Source organism: Shewanella oncorhynchi, assembly GCF_030848765.1.
Taxonomy (GTDB): Bacteria; Pseudomonadota; Gammaproteobacteria; order Enterobacterales; family Shewanellaceae; genus Shewanella; species Shewanella oncorhynchi.
Window position 1 is genome coordinate 1,048,131 of the sequence record NZ_CP132914.1, and the last position, 18,691, is coordinate 1,066,821.

Below are 18,691 nucleotides of genomic sequence, written 5' to 3' on the forward strand. Positions count from 1 at the left end.
CCCTGACGTTTGAACGAGATAGCGTATTACATGCGCAATGAGTGATAACGTCGCAGAAATAGGTGTTGGGAATAGACTCTCTTTGTTCGAATCGCTCCGTTGTTTTAATTCAAGTGGCGTTGTTAACAAAGAGCATATCAACCCAAACATAATAGGGAATCGGGGAGCTGCTCGTCAGTCAGCCCGAACTGTGCCCGCAACTGTGAGTAGTGAAAAAGATCTCGAATCTTCTTCCCTACGAGTCAGGAGACCTGCCTATTTCTGTTATCGCTGCGTGCAGCCTTAGTTCTCGAGCGGGTGACTCGAGGGAGCAGATGACAATATGCACAACCTTTTTTTATACAGGTTTGGACTCGATAGGAGCGCCGCTTAGGTGAAACTTTCCGCAATCCAAACTAACAGCCCCGTGAATGACAGTGACACTAACCCGTCATTGAGCCCGTCAGTCGCGCTCAATGTGAGCCAGTTGAGCTGGTGTATCGATGGCAAAACCATTCTTTCCAATATTAACTTCACGCTGCCAACGGGGCAGATGCTGGGGCTGATTGGCCCTAACGGTGCGGGCAAGTCCAGTTTACTGCGCTGTTTGTATCGGTTTGTTCGCCCAACTCAGGGCAACATTACTCTTTTTGATCAAGATATTGAGCGCTTGTCGCCCAAGGCGTTTGCCTGTCGCGTTGCCGTAGTGCAGCAGGATACACCGCACTATTTTGACCTCACCACAGAGCAATTGGTCAGCATGGGCTTAACGCCCCACAAGGGCATGTTCGATACCAATTCGAGCTGTGATACTGAGCGTATTGCTAAGGCTTTAGAGAAAGTTGGCTTGAGCCATAAGATGCACCAACAATATGAGCACTTATCCGGCGGTGAAAAGCAACGCGCCTTGATTGCCCGCGCCATAGTGCAGCAGCCACAGCTTTTAATCCTTGATGAGCCAACGAATCACCTCGATGTGCGCTATCAAATTCAAATCCTCGAATTGGTGCGTAGTCTTGGGATTAGCGTGATTGCCTCTATTCATGATCTTAATTTAGCCAGTGCCCTGTGCGACAGTTTGTTGTTGATCCATAACGGGGAAATCAGCGCTATGGGGACGCCAACCGAAGTATTAACCGAGGCGCGAATTGGCGATGTGTTTGGCGTGTGTGCTCAGGTATCGCCCCATCCACAACATAAAAAGCCCTTAATCAGCTATTTTTATGGTTACCACCATGTAGATCATGGCCTGAACGAGCGAGGCGAGGGTGGATGACTCAGGGGAGTAAACAATATTTCATCTCATATTTGGGGCGTATCGTGACACCGTTGACGAGACAACAACTGATGCTGCTCGTATTAGGTATCATCACTTTGATAACGCCTATTGCCGCGACGAGTTTTGGTGCGGCGAACATCAGTTTTACGGATGTTATTCAAGTATTTATCAATAAAGCGACGAACCTCACTCAAGCCAATGGCATTACTGAGCGCATTGTGATGGAGCTCAGGTTGCCGCGCATTTTACTGGCTTTTGTGGCGGGAGCGGGTTTGTCACTGGCGGGCAGTGTGTTGCAAACCGTGACTCGCAATCCGCTCGCCGATCCCTATTTGTTTGGCATTAGCTCTGGCGCGTCCTTTGGCGCTGTGGTGATGTTGACCTTATTCACTGGCTCTGGATTTTTTGATAATGCGGGCATGGCGGCACATTCTGGGCTTTTTAGCGGTTCGGGTGCCTTGTCTGGATTACTTTGGTTTAGCTTGCCCTTGGGCGCTTTTATTGGCGCGAGTTTGTCGGTGTTGATAGTGCTTGCTTTGTCTGGGCTTGGGCTCAATAGCCAAGTGGAGCGCATGTTGCTCTCTGGTGTGGCGACCTCCTTTATGTTCGGCGCATTAACGAGTCTGCTGCTGTATTTCGCCAGTCCACAGGCGACAGCCTCTGTGCTGTTTTGGAGTTTAGGCAGTTTCGCTAAGGCCAGTTGGTCCTTGTTAGTACTGCCGACACTGGTGATTGGCGCGAGTTTATTCATTATTTTAGGCATGAAACGGCAGATCATGGCGTTGCAGGCGGGGGATGAAACGGCGCATACCTTAGGAGTGAATGTGCCTAAGCTGCGGCTCAATATGTTGCTGCTCTGCTCCTTGATTACCGCTATTTTGGTGGCTACCTGTGGCGGTATCGGTTTTGTCGGGTTAATGATCCCCCACACAGTACGCATGCTGTTTCCCGGTCGTCAGCCGATATTATTAACGGCGCTGGTGGGCGGATTATTTATGGTGTGGATTGATGTATTAGCGCGCTGTTTATTGGGTAATCAAGAGTTGCCCGTGGGCATTATCACGGCCGCCATAGGTAGCATGTTCTTTTTGCTGATTTTACGTAAGCGTAGAGTCATGCCGTAAATACAAGGTCATGCCGTAGTCACCTAGTCAGGACGTAAACCCAGAGTTAAGTCGTCATCTTTGAGTCATGCCGTAAGTGCAGACTGACGGGATAATCAGTATTTCTGTTGATATCCCACCCGCGATTGGAAATGCACAATTGGACATGTTCGTCATAGACGCGGGATGCGTTGTGGTTATTTAATGTAGATTACAAAGTGGAGTGTGGATGTCTCAGTCAGCCGTGTCTTTTCAAATAAGCCCTGTGAGTAAAGCGCAGGATCTGGTGATTCTGCAGAAAATTGATCTTAAGACTAAGCCGCCCGGCGCCTTAGGTCAGCTCGAATCCTTAGCCTTGCAGATTGCCCGCGTGCAAGCGACTGATTTGCAACAAACGGAGCAGCCGCAAACGGATGTGCTCAAAATAGTCCATCCAACCATGTTAGTGTTTGCGGGGGATCATGGCATTGCCGCAGAAGGCGTGTCGATTGCCCCTAGCGAAGTGACTCACCAAATGGTGCAAAACTTTGCCCATGGCGGCGCGGCGATTAACGTTTTTTGTCGGCAGGTGGGCTTTAAGCTCGAAGTGATCGATTGCGGTATGTTAACGCCAGTTGAAGGGGTTGAAGGTATTATCGATCAACGTCTTGGCGCTGGAACGGGTGCAATCCATTTAGAGCCCGCAATGGCGCTTGAAACCGTCGATAAAGGCTTTGCTATGGCGCGCGATTTGATTGAACGTCACCATCAAGCGGGTTGTAACTTAGTCGCCTTTGGTGAAATGGGCATAGGCAATACCTCCTCTGCTGCGGCCATTATGGCGGCGATCATGCAGCTGGATGTGATTGATTGTGTCGGCCGTGGTACGGGCATTAATAGCGAAACCTTAGAACGTAAACTGATGCTGATTGAGCTCGCGTTATTGCTGCATCAAAGCGCCTTAACTGGACCTAAGTCAGTGTTAGCTTGCCTAGGAGGCTTTGAAATTGTGCAGATGACGGGGGCTATGTTAGCTGCCGCTGAACGTAAAATGCTGGTGGTCGTGGACGGTTTTATCGCGACAGCGGCAGCATTAGTCGCAGTGCAAATCGCCCCCAATGTGCGTGATTATTTGATTTTTGCCCATCAATCCGATGAGCAAGGTCATCTGCGAATGTTAGAATTTTTGCAGGCTAAACCTTTATTATCCCTAGGGCTGAGATTAGGCGAAGGTACGGGGGCGGCCTTGGCATTGCCGCTTATTCAAGCCTCAGTAAATTTTTACAATCAAATGGCGAGTTTTAGTGATGCGGGGATTGAGGCTGTTGTATGATGTGCTCTGCTAAGTCGCTTATTTTACTTATTTAAAATAATAGCCTTTAGCCAACCGTTTTAATTTTAAACCTTGCAGCAAGTGTGAATTCACTAAGGATGCTTTATGTCAGAACGCGAAAGCTGGCACAAAGAGATAGATTTATTTTTAGTTGCCATGGGCTATTTTACCCGCATTCCTATGCCTAAGTGGGTCGAAGTCGATAGCGATAAGTTGAATAAGGCCAGCCGTTATTTCGGTCTCGTCGGTCTTCTGGTCGGTTTGTTAAGCGCCATAGTGTTTTGGCTGACGCAGAACTGGCTCCCCGCTGGCGTTTCTGTTCTTTTAGCTATGTTGGTTGGCGTCTTGCTCACGGGCGGATTCCATGAGGATGGCCTCGCCGATACCTTCGACGGTTTTGGCGGGGGTTGGACGGCTGAAGACAAGCTGCGGATCATGAAAGACTCGCGCCTTGGCAGTTATGGCGCACTGGCACTGATGTTGGCCCTGCTGCTGAAATGGCAGTTGTTAGTCGAGTTGGCTCTGTACGATCCTGTCGTGGCGGGTTCAGCACTTATCGTCGCGCACACTGTGAGTCGTGTGGTATCAGCCAGTATCATCTTTAGTGAAAAATATGTCCGCGATGACGAGACCAGTAAGTCTAAGCCGCTATCGCAACATCAAGGTATTAATGAGCTGCTTATCCTGATCGCCAGCGGCGTATTAGTGCTGTTATTCCTCAAGGGATTAGCGGCATTGTCATTGCTATTGGTGATGATAGGATTGCGCCGTTTGATCATAGTGATCTTTAGACGCCAGATTGGCGGTTACACGGGTGATACCTTAGGCGCGGCGCAACAAATATCTGAAATCGTGTGTTATTTTGTATTGCTCGTTGTGGGTAACATACTGTGATCCACCTCGTCCTAGGCGGCGCCCGTAGCGGTAAGAGTCGTTACGGCGAAGCCTTAGTGCGTCAGTACACTGCGCTTGGCTTCGATGCTTGCTATGTGGCGACGGCGCAGGCGCTAGATGATGAAATGGCGACACGTATCGCCAAGCATCAAGCGGGACGATCGGACGATGGTATCGAATGGCAATTGTTTGAAGAGTCGCTCGCCCTCACTGCACTGCTAAAACGGTTAGCAAAACCTGGGCGAGTGATTTTAGTAGACTGTTTAACCCTTTGGTTAACGAATCAATTACTTGCATCGAACGTTAACATCGATGATGAACCCGCGCCGACTGAGTGGAATGCGACTGACTTTGCCGTTTCAACCTCTGCCACTTCCACCTTTGGCAATTCAATCTCTGACGATAAAGCTCATGCGAGTTGGCAGGCCGAGAAAACCGCTTTTGTGGATTCCCTCGTCGAGCTTGAGGGAGTGGTGGTGTTGATCAGTAACGAAGTCGGTTCTGGCATAGTGCCCTTAGGTGAGTTGAGCCGACAATTTGTCGATGAAGCGGGCTGGTTAAACCAAGCCGTGGCCGCATTGGCTGACAATGTCACCTTAGTGGTAGCTGGTTTACCCTTAGCACTCAAACCACTTTAATCTACTAAGTTAAGTGATGTTGAGACTGAGCTTTATCTTTATCCCTGCAAACTAGAATAAGTTTTTTAGCCCTATGCCCTCTCCAAACACAGACAACACAGCCTGTGCTAATGCACTCGATACCGCTGACACTCTTGCAGTTAATACGCCCACAATTAATACGCTTGCGGTTAATTCACCTCGGCGCGCGGCAGTCTTGATGGTGCAGGGCACAACATCGGATGCGGGCAAGAGCACCTTAGTCGCAGGTATTTGTCGTTTGCTCGCTCGTCAGGGGATTAAGGTTGCGCCCTTTAAGCCGCAAAATATGGCGCTCAATAGCGCTGTCACTATTGATGGCGGCGAGATCGGCCGCGCACAGGCCTTGCAAGCCGTAGCCTGTTATCTTGAGCCCCATACCGATTTTAATCCCATACTGCTTAAACCTAGCTCGGACACGGGCGCGCAAATTATTGTTCATGGCAAAGCCCTGACAACACTCGAAGCCTCGGCCTTTTTTGGACCTAAATCTAAGGATTACAAGGCAATGGCGCTCGGTGCTGTGCTGGAATCCTTTGAGCGATTGACGGGCCAGTATCAAACCATAGTGGTTGAAGGCGCGGGTAGTCCGGCGGAGATCAATTTGCGCGAGGGCGATATTGCCAACATGGGATTTGCCGAAGCCGTAGATTGTCCTGTGATTATCATTGCCGATATCGATAAAGGTGGCGTATTTGCCCATTTGGTCGGGACCTTGGCCTTGTTATCCGAGTCTGAACAGGCGCGGGTAAAGGGCTTTGTGATCAACCGTTTTCGCGGCGATATTAGCCTGTTGCAATCAGGGCTCGATTGGCTTGAAACTTATACTCAAAAGCCTGTTTTAGGTGTGTTGCCTTATCTGCATGATTTACATCTTGATGCCGAAGATGCGCTGATTGATTCGCCCACTAAGCAGGCGAAGAGTCGTTTTAAGGTGCGGGTACTCGTATATCCGCGAACCAGTAATCATACGGATTTTGATCCGCTGCGGCTGCATCCCGATATCGATTTTGACTATGTGTCATTGCAAACCCAAGCTGCGAGTCACGCCACTCATTTGCCCGCCGCCGATGTATTGATCTTGCCCGGCAGTAAGAATGTGCGCGCCGATTTGGCCTTTTTACGCCAGCAAGGCTGGGATAAAGATATTGCCACTCACTTGCGTTACGGAGGCAAAGTGCTTGGTATTTGCGGCGGTTACCAAATGTTAGGTCAAAGCATTGCCGATCCCTTAGGTATTGAAGACAGTGCGGGTGATACCGCAGGACTTGGCTACCTGCCGCTGAGCACAGAACTCAAAGCCGAAAAACAGTTACGGCGAGTGAGCGGTGAGCTAACGTTACTTGGGCAAAAGGTTGCAGTGAAGGGCTATGAAATCCACTGCGGTGAATCAAGCTATCTTATCCCTAGGCTTGAACAAACGAATGCGCCCTTGCAGTTAATCCCTGAATCCACATCTGTGAGCTTTGCCGATGGCCTGCAAAGCGATGACGGGCAAATCTTAGGTACTTATTTACATGGGCTGTTTGATAGCCCAGATGCGTGTCAGTTGATTTTGCGCTGGGCAGGATTAAACGATGCTAAGGCGATAGATATCAATCAAATACGTGAGCAGCAACTCGATCGTTTAGCCGATGTGTTAGCCGAGCATTTAGACATGCAAAAATTACAGCCAATTTTAGAAGCATAAGTTTTAGAAACATAAGTTTTAAAAGCAGACATTTTTAGCAGCAGAGTGAAGAGAAGACCATGACAGCACAGAACGACAACGAACAAGCGCAAATCAAGGCCGAACGCCACAAGGCTCGCCAACAGAAAGTGAAAGCCGGTGTGGATGCTAAAATTGCCGCCGCCCAAGAAGAGAAGGGCATTTTGCTGGTATTAACCGGTAACGGTAAAGGCAAATCGACCTCAGGTTTTGGCACTGTTGCCCGCGCCGTCGGTCACGGTAAAAAAGCCGCGGTAGTGCAATTTATCAAAGGCACTTGGGAGTGCGGTGAGCGCAATTTACTCGAAGGTGCAGGGGTTGAGTTTCATGTGATGGGCACAGGTTTTACCTGGGAAACCCAAGATAAAGAAAAAGATACCGCCGCCGCTGTACTCGCTTGGGAAGCCGCCGAAAAGCTGCTGCAAGATGAGTCGATTGACTGCTTGATGCTGGATGAGCTGACCTACATGGTGAGCTATCACTATTTAGATGTGGAACGTGTGCTTAGCGCACTTAAAAATCGCCCACCTATGCAGCATGTGATTATCACTGGCCGGGCTTGTCATCGCGCCATTATTGAACTTGCCGATACGGTCAGCGAAGTGCAGCCGATTAAACATGCCTTCGAAGCGGGTATCAAGGCACAGCAAGGTTTTGATTACTAATCGAACCTTAAATGTCGGCGCATAAGTGACGCAGCATTGTTGGTTGCAATGTTAAGTAAGACGCGCGAATGGCTTTAGCACAGGCATAAAATGCGCTAAGTTTGAGGACTAGTAACTGCCTATTAGTGACTAGCAACTAGCGACAATTTGTTGTTAGCGACTATGGGTTAGCCTCTAGCCGTTCAGTGTTCAAAGCGTTCTCAAGGATGATCCTATGAATAAGCGTATCGTGATTTGTGCCGATGGGACTTGGAATCGGCCTGAGAAAGATCTTAAGGTCGATTTCCCCACCAATGTGCTGCGCCTCGCGCGGGCGATTAGCCCGATAGCGGCCGATGGTAAACCCCAGCAGGTATTTTATGATTGGGGCGTGGGTTCCTATTACGATCAAACCATCGGTGGTGCGACAGGGCGCGGTTTACATAAAAACATCATGGATGGGTATCGCTATATAGTGCAAAACTATTCCCCTGGCGATGAGATTTATCTCTTTGGTTTTAGCCGCGGTGCTTACACTGTGCGTTGCTTGTGTGGTTTGATTAATAACTGCGGCATACTTAAACGCCCCGATGCGGCGTTGATTCAACAAGCTTTCGACCACTATAAAAAAAGCAGTGCGCCCTTTGCGCCTGATGGTGAAAAATCCCTCGAATTTAGAGCGAGATACAGTCATGAATCTCGGGAAATCAAGTTTGTTGGCGTGTGGGATACCGTTGGTGCTATGGGGATCCCTATTTCATTTTTAGGCTTGTTCGAAGATAAAGACGAGTTTTACGATACTAAAATTGGCCGCAATGTGCGCGTTGCCCGCCATGCGTTAGCCATAGATGAACATCGCAGTGATTTTGAGCCGACCATTTGGCAACTGCGTGACAATATGGACATGCAGCAAGTGTGGTTTGCCGGTGCCCATAGCAATATTGGCGGCAGTTATAAACCCGATAAAGACGGTTCATTGTTGTCGGACAATGCGCTGCTGTGGATGATATCTGAGGCGCAGAAATTTAATTTAAGCCTAGAGCCACACTTAGCCGCGAGTGTGCATCCAAATCCGCTCGCGACTTTACATGACTCGAGACGCAGTTTTTATCGGATAAAACAGGAATATTTGCGACCACTCGACCCTGAGCAAGTCCCAGTACTTTTGCATCATTCGGTGAAGGCCCGCTGGGATCAAGATCCTCAGTATCGCCCGAAGAATCTACAAACTTATATCGAACACTATGGCTGGCCAGAGCAGCTAGTTTAACTCTATAACCCCAAGTGACCTGAAGAGACTACGCCTGCATCTTCAGGCGGTTTGGGGATAAATACTAAGGCATATCATGATTAAGCGACACTTAGCTGGACTCGTTTTTGGGCTCAGTCTGTTTCTCCCTCATAGCGTATTGGCCGAGCCCGCTAAACGCATTATTGCGCTCTCGCCCCATGCGGTGGAAATGCTTTACGCCATAGGTGCGGGCGATACGATTGTGGCCGCAACCGATTATGCGGATTATCCCGAGGCGGCAAAAAATATCCCGCGTATTGGGGGTTACTACGGCATTCAAATGGAGCGGGTGATGGAGCTTAATCCCGATCTGATTGTGGTGTGGGATTCGGGTAATAAAGCCGAAGATATCAACCAGCTTAGGACGTTAGGATTTAACCTTTATGGCAGCGATCCTAAAACCTTAGAAGGCGTCGCCAAGGAGCTTGAAGAGTTAGGCCAACTTACGGGGCATGTTGAAGAAGCAAGCAAGGCTGCGGCCGCTTATCGCGCTGAGCTTATCCGATTGCGGGTTGAAAATGCTAAAAAATCAGAACCTAAGGTATTTTATCAACTCTGGTCGACCCCCTTGATGACAGTCTCTAAAAACAGTTGGATCCAACAGATCATCAGTGTGTGCCATGGACAAAATGTGTTTTACGATGCCGCCAGTGATTATCCGCAAGTCAGTTTAGAAAACGTCTTGCTGACCTTGCCTGAGGTGATTTTGCAGAGTGAAGAAGAAGGTAATGTGAAAGGGGTTGATTGGCGCCAATGGCCAGAAATTCCTGCCGTGAAGAAACAGCATATTTATCAACTCAATGCCGATTTATTACACCGCGCGACGCCCAGAGCTTTGCTTGGCGTTCAAGCCTTATGTGATGCCTTGGATAAAGCACGTTAAATAAAACGCCTGACAGATTATTCCGTCAGGCGTTTAGTCAGATGTTGCTATTTTCTAAGCGTTTAGAAAGGCGCGTTGATGTCGACCACATTAATCAGCTTGTGGTTTACAAACTCTTTCAATCCTAAATCAATCAACTCGCGGCCATAACCTGAGCGACGCACGCCACCAAAGGGTAAGTCGGCCTTGACCATAGTTGGATGATTAACAAACATCATGCCTGTGGAAACCTGCTTAGCGACCGCCAGCCCGCGCTGGGTATCGGCGGTAAACACTGAGCCACCCAATCCAAAGGGCGAGTCATTGGCGATGGCAATCGCCGCTTGCTCATCTTTCACCCTGTGGATACTGGACACTGGACCGAAGAATTCCCAATAGTAGGCTGGGTTATCTGGCGTCAAGTTTGTTAGTATTGTTGGCTGCACAAAGGCGCCTTGCTGCGGCACTTTAGGCCCCACTTCGGTCGCGGTTGCGCCGTGTTTTACGGCATCACGGATCTTCTGCTTCAACTCATCGGCCGCGCCTTGGGAAGACAGCGGTGCCAGCGTAGTGGCCGAGTCCATAGGATCGCCCGCTTTTAGCGCTTCGATCCCCTTGATATAACCCTTCATAAATTCATCGTAAATGGCTTCAACTAAGATCATCCGCTTAGATGATGTACAGACCTGTCCCGCGTTCCAGTGACGGCCAAACACAGCCCAGTCGATAGTTTTAGGCAGATCGGCATCTTCAAGTACGATAAAGGCATCTGCACCACCCAGTTCTAGGGTGGACTTTTTCAGTGCCTTACCCGCCAGAGCGGCAATGATCGATCCCGCATCTTCTGATCCCGTGAGCGCAACACCATGCACTTTGGGCGAATTGATGATCTGTTCTATCTGCTCTCGGGTGGCATACAGATTTTGGAATGCACCTGAGGGCAGCCCGGCATCGCGCATTAAGCCTTCAAAGGCCGCTGCGCACTGGGGCACGTTGGATGCATGTTTGAGTAGTAAGGTATTTCCGGCTGCAAGCTGCGGCGCTAAGATGCGCGCAATTTGGTAGTAGGGAAAGTTCCAAGGTTCGATAGCCAATAATACGCCCAGCGGTTCGTTAACCAGTATTGCTTCACCTTCGGCGGGATCGGCAACCGGCAGTTTTTGCGGTGCCAGCAGTCGCTCGGCATGTTCGGCGTAGTATTCGAAAATTTGCGCCGACAGTTCGACTTCAGCTTCGGCTTCTGCTGTGACCTTGCCCATTTCTAAGGTCAGTAGATTGGCGTATTTGGACTTGTTGTCTCTGAGGATCTTCGCCGCCTTAGACAGTATTGCGGCCTTGTCGGCAAAGGGAGTGGTTCGCCAGCTTAAAAATGCCTGATGGGCGGATTCTATCGCTTGTGTGACTTCGGTATCTGTTGCATTTGGAAATTCTTTAATGAGCTTTCCCGTAAAGGGATTGGTTGTTGCATAAGCCATATGTGCCTCCAAGCGTTTAACAAATAGAGCGTAAATGCCAGCTTTGGCATCGAGGGTGGAAATGTCTTGTTTGTTGTGGACTTCCTTGCCATTGATTATGTGGCAAGGAACCCTAGGATGAACGGTAAACTCGCGTGGCAGTAGGAACTATCTAGGAGTAATTAATCAATTAAATCAAATTTATAGTTGATCCATGCCTACGGTATACACGTCATGTTGTTACGGTTAACAAGCTTCAGCTGTTTTATAGCGTTCAGCCATGGCATTGGCGGCTATCATGGCTTGATAGACATCATCTGCGGTTAATTTCATCGGCATATTGCCCATAGTATCGCCCTCAGCACAGGCTATCTCAGCCACTTTGCGCCATTCGGTCTCGATAAAGGTTTTCAGCCCTAAATCTGCGAGAGTGAGCGGTAGTCCCGCTGTTTTGATGATGCGGATAACGTTATCGATTTCGGCTTTGGGGGCATTTTCGAGCACGAGCTGAGTTAGCAGCCCAAAGACGACTTTCTCGCCGTGCTGAGCTTTATGTAAGTCTGCCACCGCTGACATACCATTGTTTACGGCATGGGCGGCGGCTAACCCGCCTGCTTCTGCACCAACACCACTGAGATAGATGGTGGCTTCAATGGTTTGCTCTAGCGCAGGTGTGACTATTTTGTTTTTAACGGCGTCCATAGCAGCTTCAACATTTTCAGTCAGTAACTGATAGCAAAGTTGGGCCAATCCCAGCCCTGTGCGGGAAGGCTTTTTCAGGACTAGGTTGACGCCATCCGATTGATAGCAGGCACGAGCTTCAAAATAGGTTGCCAGTGCATCGCCTATGCCTGCCGCAAAAAATCGGGCCGGAGCCGCGGCAATAATGGCAGTGTCGGCAACGACAGCATCTGGGTTCTGTGGCAGAAACAGATAGCGTTCAAACTCACCTGTTTCGGAGTAGATCACTGCAAGTGCAGTACAAGGCGCATCGGTTGAGGCAATTGTGGGGTACAAGATGACAGGCCGTTTTTGATAGAAGGCGACGGCTTTTGCGGCATCTAAGGTTTTTCCACCGCCAACTCCAACAATAACGTTGGTATGATGCTGTTCTGCCAGCGCGCCTAAGCGCTTTATCTCGGCTTCGCTGCACTCATAGTTGAATTTTTCGAGGTGGCTGCTGATCCCATTTTGATCTAGCCCAGCGACCGCTTCATTCTTCACGCGGCTGAGGATAAATTCATCGCAGATGATAAAAGCATTGTCACCAAAGTCCTTAACATAATCATGCATTTGAGCTAATAGGCCCTTGCCGATAATGAATTTTTTAGGGGAAGTGACGGTACGTGGAACGACAGTGCTCATAGAGCCTCCTTTGCACTTATGACGGTTATCCTTTCATTCTTACCCTAGCATACGCCTAAATTAATGTCATAGCATGAATGGTGGTAATGTTTTTGTTACTAAGCGTAAATTACTACTTTAGTGCTTAATTGTTAGATTAATAATGTGGTTTATTGTTTTATTGTTCGAGTTAAATGCTTTAGTTTCTCCCTGATTTAAGGCAAGGATAGGGCTCAGAGAGCGAGGCGATCTAAGCGGGCGAAGAGATGTCAGATCTCAAAAAAAGCTAACGGTGGAATGCGTGAATAGCGGTAAACGTCTGCTGTCTAAACACAGGATAGTCATTAATGTAATGGGATTTTATTACCTTAAACTCGTCCCAAGTCTTGCTCGGTGTTCATGCTTTATGTGATGCTCTGTACTGTCGTTCATTGGTGTCATAGCGAGTGAAATCGTCGGCTGAGATAAAAGACCAGTAATCAAGGAGTGAAGATGACACAGCAGAATGCGTTAGGACAATTGGTCAGTAAAGGTACGTTAATATTCTTTTGTGGCAAAATGGGCGCAGGTAAATCAACCTTATCGCGACAACTTGCTGAGGCCGAAAACTGTATTTTAATCTCGGAAGACGCATGGCTGGCGGCGCTATATCCCGATGAAATTAAAGATTTTGATACTTACTTGAGCTATTCCGCTCGCCTTAAGCCTTTGCTTAAAAAGCATGTGCAGGAACTGCTCTGTTCGGGTGTTTCTGTGGTCATGGACTTTCCCGCGAATACTATCAATCAGCGCCTGTGGTTTCGAAGCATTTTTACTGATTGCGCCGCCCATAAACTTATTTATCTTAATCACAGCGATGCGCTTTGTTTGAGCCAACTCGATAAACGCAGACAAAGCCACCCTGAGCGCGCTATGTTCGATACTGAGGCGATGTTCTGGCATGTGAGCGGTTATTTTCAGCCGCCGACTCTGGATGAAGGCTTTGAGCTTGAGGTGATAGAAAGATAAGTTCGTGAATAAAAACAATAGGAAATATCATGTACCAAGTACTTGAAGGCGTTGTGTCTGCCAATGATTTTGTTCGCTTACGACAGATTTCAGGCTTAAGCCTTAGACCATTGGAGGGCGCCATTAAGGCCTTGCCAAGGAGTTTATATGGCGTGCAAATAAAGCTCGCTGAGCAGACTGTGGGTATGGGGCGTGTGGTTGGTGACGGCGCGCTCAACTTCGAAATTGTTGATATTGCAGTGGATCCTGAGCATCAAGGTAAGGGATTAGGGCGGCTTATTATGCAACACATCATGGCTTATTTAGATCGTGAGGCTTTTGAGGGCGCGTATATTACCCTGATGGCGGATGTGCCTGAACTCTATGAAAAGTTTGGCTTTAAATTTAGTCGTCCCGCAAGTGAAGGCATGTATATGGTGAAATAACGCCGCTAACCAATACACTTGTAACTTAGGCACTTATAGCTGTAGAACTCAAACAGTAGAGCTCAAAACAACAATCAAAGGAAGATTACCCCATGAATACCTTACTTATTTGCTTATTTGTCGCCATGTTATTGCCATATCTTGCGAAAGGTCCAGTGGCTTGGGCGATGGCAAAGGCGGGTGGTTACGATAATAATCATCCCCGTGCTCAGCAAGCACAGCTAACCGGTTTTGGCGCTCGCGCTTTAGCGGGACATCAAAATGCCTTTGAATCATTGCTGGTGTTTGGCCTAGCCGTATTAGTGGTTATCGCCACGGGCAAAGTGAATCCCACCACTGAGTGGCTCGCCATCGTCCATGTCGGCGCCCGCTTTGTGTATCACATCCTCTATCTTGCCAACAAAGGCACCTTAAGATCCCTCACATGGTTTGTTGCCATCTTCAGTGCTTTCGGGATTTTCTTTCAGGCTTTTTAAGCTTGGATATTAAAGGATCTGCGCCAGTTTTTTGATACTTTCCCGCAGCTCATCAGGCGTATGAGCGGCATAGCCCAGTAAGATAGCTTGCCTTGGATAGGGGGCTTGGCAATATCGAGACAAAGGCTGTGCACCTAAACTGAGTTGGCGGCATTTGTTGATCACTTCCTCTTCGGTCAAGTCACCCTTCAACCAACACACGAGGTGAATGCCTGAGTCTGAGGTTTGAACTGACCATTTGTCGGGCAGATACTGCTCAATTGCCGTGATTAGCGCCGTTTGGCGTGCTAAGCAGGCTTTTCGCACTCGGCGAACATGCCGCGCATAATGTCCTTCGGCGATAAACAACGCTAATGTTGCTTGCTCTAGGTGAGCCGTGTGCGTATCTGCATAATATTTTGCCAACTGGAAAGCCTGTACCAGTTTAGGGGGCACCACTAAAAAGCCGAGTCGCAATTCGGGCAGCAGCATCTTGGAAAAGGTGCCAGCGTAGATCACCCTTTGATGTTTATCGAGCCCCTGTAATGCCTGTATCGGACGGGCGCTATAACGAAACTCACTGTTATAGTCATCCTCTAAAATCCATTTACTCTGCTCAGCGGCCCAATCGAGTAAGGCCAATCGTCGTGGCAGACTTAGTGTTCCGCCGAGGGGGAATTGGTGTGAGGGCGCGGTAAAAGCCAGTTTCACTGAGGGCCACCGCTGGATCGCATCGGCAATATTTGTGCCCTCATCATCAACACTCACAGGACGAACTCGCATATTTTGCGAGAGAAAAGCACCTAAAGCCCCGTCATACCCAGGTTCATCAAGCCAGACTTCATCTCCCTGTTGGAGTAGTACCTGCGCTGTGAGGTTAATGGCCTGCTGAGTTCCATTGACTATGATGATCTGCTCAGGTGTGCAATTGAGGCCGCGTGTCGAACGCGCATAGTCACTTATCGCCTCACGCAACGGCAAATACCCTGCGCTATGGTTTGATTTACCTAAGGTTTTACGCGATTGCCGCCAAACTCGGCCTAACAGCCGCCCCCAAAGTTGGTGCGGGAAAAGATCGACACATCCGACGCCAATATTAAACATGCTATGGCTGTTGTCCGTATTCCCCTTCGCTTTCAGTCGCGCCATTTCTATTAACTGTGGATTAATTTCTAAATCGGAATCAAAGGCTTGAGCGCTTTCTCCTGCACGGTTTGGAATATCGATCAATTCATCGGGAATGGTATCTGACACATAAGTGCCCGATCCCGGTTTAGTCAGCAGATAGCCTTCATCAATCAGGCGCTCAAACCCTTGCAGTACTGAGTTACGTGAAATCTGCATGGTTTCCGACAAGGCTCTGCTGGATGGAAGTTTCATTCGCGGGTGTAAACGTCCATCAAGAATGGCCTCTCTAAACGCATGATAAAGCTGATCTTTGAGGATGCCATCTTTGAGTTGCAAGTGAGGGAAATTGGATTGAGGTTTTTTCATTTGCTAACTGGTACTGTAAAAAATACAAAAAGTGTACCTTATGCGGTACCACAATTGAATCTAGAATCTTGCTTCAGTAAAACTGAGACCATTTACTTAATTTCAAGGAGTGCGCTAATGTCCAGCCAATCACTAACAGTGACCATTGATATGGTTAAAGAAACGGACTATTCACTCTGGTTACCACACTGGCGTGATTACCAGACTTTTTACAAAGTGGCGTTATCGGAAGCGATCAGCCAAGCCACGTGGCGCCGATTTTTCGATGACCAAGAACCCATTTATTGCGCCGTCGCAAGAGAGGGCCAAAACTTACTCGGTTTTGTGCACTATGTTTTTCATCGTTCTACTTGGGCCGAAACGGATTATTGTTATCTTGAAGACTTGTTTGTTGCCCCAACGGCAAGGGGTCAACATGTTGGAAAACAATTGATTGAGTATGTAAAGCAAGCGGCCATTGAACACAAGTGTGCGCGCCTGTACTGGCATACACAGGAAACTAATTTAACCGCGCAAAAACTCTATAACTGGATTGGTGAAAAACCGGGAGTCATTGAGTACAGAATGCCGTTGTAAGGGGCCTTTAATAAATGCATTAACTGGCTAGCTTATTAATGCATTTATTATCAGCGGTTTGATAGTCTAAAATCCTTTCAACCCTAATGCTAAAGGGCTTTTAGCATTAGGTTTTGATGCACGTTTTAATTGCGACTAATCGCAGCGATCACCGCATCGGTCAGCTCCCAAGTATTTGCCGTTCCGCCCATATCGCGGGTTAAAGACTGCTTATCTTTCAATACGTTTTCTATCGCGCTGAGTATCAGGTCGTGTATTGCACCATAACCTAAATGTTGCATCATCATAGCGCCTGCCCAAATTGTGCCTAGAGGATTGGCAATACCTTGGCCTGCAATATCCGGCGCCGACCCATGAACCGGCTCAAACATCGACGGAAATTCCTTGCTTGGATTGATGTTCGCCGAAGGGGCAATGGCGATAGTGCCGGTGCACGCAGGGCCAAGATCAGACAGGATATCGCCAAACAAATTTGAGCCAACAACCACGTCAAAATGCTCTGGTTTCAGCACGAAATTGGCCGTCAGAATATCGATATGATATTGGTCGACTTTAACATTTGGATACTGTTTTGCCATTTCCATGACACGACTATCCCAATAGGGCATAGAGTGAAATATGCCATTGGATTTGGTCGCTGAGGTTAAGTGCTTTGCTTTGCGGCTTTGGGCTAAATCGAAGGCATATTTTAAGATGCGATCTGTGCCACGACGGGTAAAAATGCTCTGCTGGGAGACAATCTCATGTTCAGTGCCTTCATATTGAATGCCGCCGACGGCGGAATATTCGCCTTCCACGTTTTCACGTACTACATAAAAATCGATATCGCCGGGCTTTTTACCCGCGAGTGGGCAGGGCACGCCTTCAAATAACCGAATAGGCCTAAGGTTCACGTATTGCTCAAAGGCTCTGCGGATCGGTAGTAGCAATCCCCAGAGTGAAATATGGTCGGGAACTCCTGGAAATCCAACAGCGCCTAAGTAGATGGCATCAAAGGATTTTAGTTGCTCAAGTCCATCCTCTGGCATCATGCGACCGGTTTTATGGTAGGTTTCACAGGACCAGTCGAAGTAGGTCCACTCAAACGTCACACCTAAGATTTTTCCTGTGGCTTCGAGTGTGCGTATCCCTTCGGGGATCACTTCTGTACCTATGCCATCTCCGGCAATTACGGCGATTTTTACCTTAGACATCTTCGACTCCAATAGGGGATTCTGCGTTTTTAGTATGTTATTCCATATTCGTATCGTGTATGAATAGGCTAAATGTTTTGTTAAGGATTACGAATCGTGAGCCAACTGCCGCCACTTGAAGATTTACGGGTCTTTGTTATCGCCGCTACAAGCGGGGGATTTACAGCCGCTGCGGAGCAATTATCTTTTTCTCCAGCGTATGTGAGTAAACGCATTGGCCTATTAGAAAAAGCGCTCGGAGTGCGCTTGTTTCTGCGTTCTGCCAGAAGTGTCAGCCTCACCTTAGAGGGCAAGATTGCCTTGGAATGGTCCGAACGTTTGCTCGATACCATGGAGCAAATGAGCCTTGAAATTAGCTTAGAGCAGCAAGTGCCACGGGGGCGATTACGTATCGCAACTAGCACAGGATTTGGCAGCTACTGTATTGCGCCGATTATTTCAGACCTCGTGTTCCACTATCCCGAATTAGAAGTTGATTTAGAGTTGCTCGACCGCCCAGTTGATCTGGTCTCTGAAGGTTTTGATCTTGAGATCCGTGTCGGTGGCGAATTGCCACCGCAAATGATAGCTAAGCGTCTTGCGAGTAATTATCGGGTATTGGCGGCATCGCCGACCTATATCGACACGCATGGCATGCCAAACAATCTCGCGGCATTAGCCGAGCATAAGTGCATAGGGATCCGCGAGCGCGATCAAAACCATAGAGTGTGGCGACTGGAAAGTACGGCTGGCATAGCCTCGGTTGATTTAGCGGCTTCCTTGATGACCAATAATGGCACAGTCGCTAAGCAGTGGTGCCTTAAAGGCCACGGTATTATGTTGCGCTCCATCTGGGATTTACAGCAAGATTTCTTAAGTGGCAGATTAGTCAGAGTACTCCCCGAGTATCATCAATCCGCTGAAATTCATGTAATTTATGCTTCACGATTAGAAACGTCTGCCAAACTTCGCACCTGCGTTGCCTATCTTGAAGAGACATTACCTCGTTTTGCTGGCACTGGAATAAGTTGATTT

18 protein-coding genes and 1 riboswitch are annotated in these 18,691 nt (G+C 48.3%); of the genes, 14 read left to right on the plus strand and 4 right to left on the minus strand.

All coding sequences use genetic code 11. The features are described from left to right. The first annotated feature begins 98 nt into the window (after nucleotides 1-98). A riboswitch (cobalamin riboswitch) is annotated at nucleotides 99-273 on the plus strand. Nucleotides 274-373: 100 nt separating this feature from the next. From RA178_RS04705 to RA178_RS04745, 9 genes are all read left to right on the plus strand, one after another. Then, nucleotides 374-1,255 (plus strand): ABC transporter ATP-binding protein, encoded by an 882-nt coding sequence (locus RA178_RS04705; RefSeq protein ID WP_198571820.1) that lies wholly within the window; start codon nucleotides 374-376, stop codon nucleotides 1,253-1,255. After that, nucleotides 1,252-2,382: a FecCD family ABC transporter permease gene (locus RA178_RS04710; RefSeq protein WP_306684755.1), complete on the plus strand. Its 1,131-nt coding sequence runs from the start codon at nucleotides 1,252-1,254 to the stop codon at nucleotides 2,380-2,382. The genes RA178_RS04705 and RA178_RS04710 overlap by 4 nt, the downstream gene beginning before the upstream one ends. 208 nt (nucleotides 2,383-2,590) lie before the next feature. Further along, the gene (cobT, locus tag RA178_RS04715; RefSeq protein ID WP_219233788.1) at nucleotides 2,591-3,673 is read left to right on the plus strand and encodes a nicotinate-nucleotide--dimethylbenzimidazole phosphoribosyltransferase; all 1,083 of its coding nucleotides are present in this window, start codon (nucleotides 2,591-2,593) and stop codon (nucleotides 3,671-3,673) included. 105 nt (nucleotides 3,674-3,778) lie between these two features. Further along, nucleotides 3,779-4,567 (plus strand): adenosylcobinamide-GDP ribazoletransferase, encoded by a 789-nt coding sequence (locus RA178_RS04720; protein WP_028759425.1) that lies wholly within the window; start codon nucleotides 3,779-3,781, stop codon nucleotides 4,565-4,567. Next, complete coding sequence (gene cobU / locus RA178_RS04725) at nucleotides 4,564-5,205, plus strand: bifunctional adenosylcobinamide kinase/adenosylcobinamide-phosphate guanylyltransferase (RefSeq protein WP_306684758.1); 642 nt, start codon at nucleotides 4,564-4,566, stop codon at nucleotides 5,203-5,205. Before RA178_RS04720 ends, cobU begins: the two co-directional genes overlap by 4 nt. Before the next feature lie 73 nt (nucleotides 5,206-5,278). Beyond that, nucleotides 5,279-6,913, plus strand: a complete 1,635-nt coding sequence (locus RA178_RS04730; protein ID WP_306684759.1) for a cobyric acid synthase — start codon at nucleotides 5,279-5,281, stop codon at nucleotides 6,911-6,913. A 59-nt stretch (nucleotides 6,914-6,972) separates the two neighbouring features. Further along, nucleotides 6,973-7,596: a cob(I)yrinic acid a,c-diamide adenosyltransferase gene (cobO, locus tag RA178_RS04735; protein ID WP_263180021.1), complete on the plus strand. Its 624-nt coding sequence runs from the start codon at nucleotides 6,973-6,975 to the stop codon at nucleotides 7,594-7,596. A 214-nt stretch (nucleotides 7,597-7,810) separates the two neighbouring features. Then, nucleotides 7,811-8,845, plus strand: coding sequence for a T6SS phospholipase effector Tle1-like catalytic domain-containing protein (locus RA178_RS04740; RefSeq protein ID WP_306684760.1), 1,035 nt, complete (start codon nucleotides 7,811-7,813; stop codon nucleotides 8,843-8,845). 76 nt (nucleotides 8,846-8,921) lie between these two features. After that, the gene (locus RA178_RS04745; RefSeq protein WP_113941151.1) at nucleotides 8,922-9,749 is read left to right on the plus strand and encodes a cobalamin-binding protein; all 828 of its coding nucleotides are present in this window, start codon (nucleotides 8,922-8,924) and stop codon (nucleotides 9,747-9,749) included. Nucleotides 9,750-9,811: 62 nt separating this feature from the next. Here RA178_RS04745 and RA178_RS04750 read toward each other — a convergent pair whose 3' ends face one another. Both RA178_RS04750 and RA178_RS04755 read right to left on the minus strand, forming a co-directional pair. Further along, nucleotides 9,812-11,203: an NAD-dependent succinate-semialdehyde dehydrogenase gene (locus RA178_RS04750; protein ID WP_011788372.1), complete on the minus strand. Its 1,392-nt coding sequence runs from the start codon at nucleotides 11,201-11,203 to the stop codon at nucleotides 9,812-9,814. 225 nt (nucleotides 11,204-11,428) lie between these two features. Beyond that, entirely contained in the window at nucleotides 11,429-12,547 is a 1,119-nt protein-coding gene (locus RA178_RS04755) for a glycerol dehydrogenase (protein ID WP_168822682.1), read from the minus strand. A gap of 471 nt (nucleotides 12,548-13,018) precedes the next feature. Here RA178_RS04755 and RA178_RS04760 point away from each other — a divergent pair, with 471 nt between their 5' ends. The 3 genes from RA178_RS04760 (at nucleotide 13,019) to RA178_RS04770 (ending at nucleotide 14,435) form a co-directional block, all read left to right on the plus strand. Beyond that, the gene (locus tag RA178_RS04760; RefSeq protein WP_263266184.1) at nucleotides 13,019-13,534 is read left to right on the plus strand and encodes a P-loop nucleotide/nucleoside kinase family protein; all 516 of its coding nucleotides are present in this window, start codon (nucleotides 13,019-13,021) and stop codon (nucleotides 13,532-13,534) included. Between the two features lie 29 nt (nucleotides 13,535-13,563). Further along, nucleotides 13,564-13,959, plus strand: a complete 396-nt coding sequence (locus tag RA178_RS04765; protein ID WP_306684763.1) for a GNAT family N-acetyltransferase — start codon at nucleotides 13,564-13,566, stop codon at nucleotides 13,957-13,959. A 92-nt stretch (nucleotides 13,960-14,051) separates the two neighbouring features. Continuing rightward, on the plus strand, nucleotides 14,052-14,435 hold the full coding sequence (locus RA178_RS04770; protein WP_113941155.1) for an MAPEG family protein: 384 nt from the start codon (nucleotides 14,052-14,054) through the stop codon (nucleotides 14,433-14,435). Nucleotides 14,436-14,444: 9 nt separating this feature from the next. Here RA178_RS04770 and pdxR read toward each other — a convergent pair whose 3' ends face one another. Next, nucleotides 14,445-15,908 carry a MocR-like pyridoxine biosynthesis transcription factor PdxR gene (pdxR, locus tag RA178_RS04775; RefSeq protein WP_306684766.1) on the minus strand — a complete coding sequence of 488 codons (1,464 nt, stop codon included), beginning with the start codon at nucleotides 15,906-15,908 and terminating at the stop codon, nucleotides 14,445-14,447. A 117-nt stretch (nucleotides 15,909-16,025) separates the two neighbouring features. On the opposite strand from pdxR, the gene RA178_RS04780 reads away from it, so the two are divergent. Further along, the gene (locus RA178_RS04780; RefSeq protein WP_306684768.1) at nucleotides 16,026-16,484 is read left to right on the plus strand and encodes a GNAT family N-acetyltransferase; all 459 of its coding nucleotides are present in this window, start codon (nucleotides 16,026-16,028) and stop codon (nucleotides 16,482-16,484) included. 125 nt (nucleotides 16,485-16,609) lie between these two features. Here the strand turns inward: RA178_RS04780 and RA178_RS04785 are convergent, their stop codons facing one another. After that, entirely contained in the window at nucleotides 16,610-17,677 is a 1,068-nt protein-coding gene (locus RA178_RS04785; RefSeq protein WP_306684770.1) for a tartrate dehydrogenase, read from the minus strand. 96 nt (nucleotides 17,678-17,773) lie between these two features. On the opposite strand from RA178_RS04785, the gene RA178_RS04790 reads away from it, so the two are divergent. Then, on the plus strand, nucleotides 17,774-18,688 hold the full coding sequence (locus RA178_RS04790; protein WP_306684771.1) for a LysR family transcriptional regulator: 915 nt from the start codon (nucleotides 17,774-17,776) through the stop codon (nucleotides 18,686-18,688). Nucleotides 18,689-18,691 lie beyond the last annotated feature (3 nt).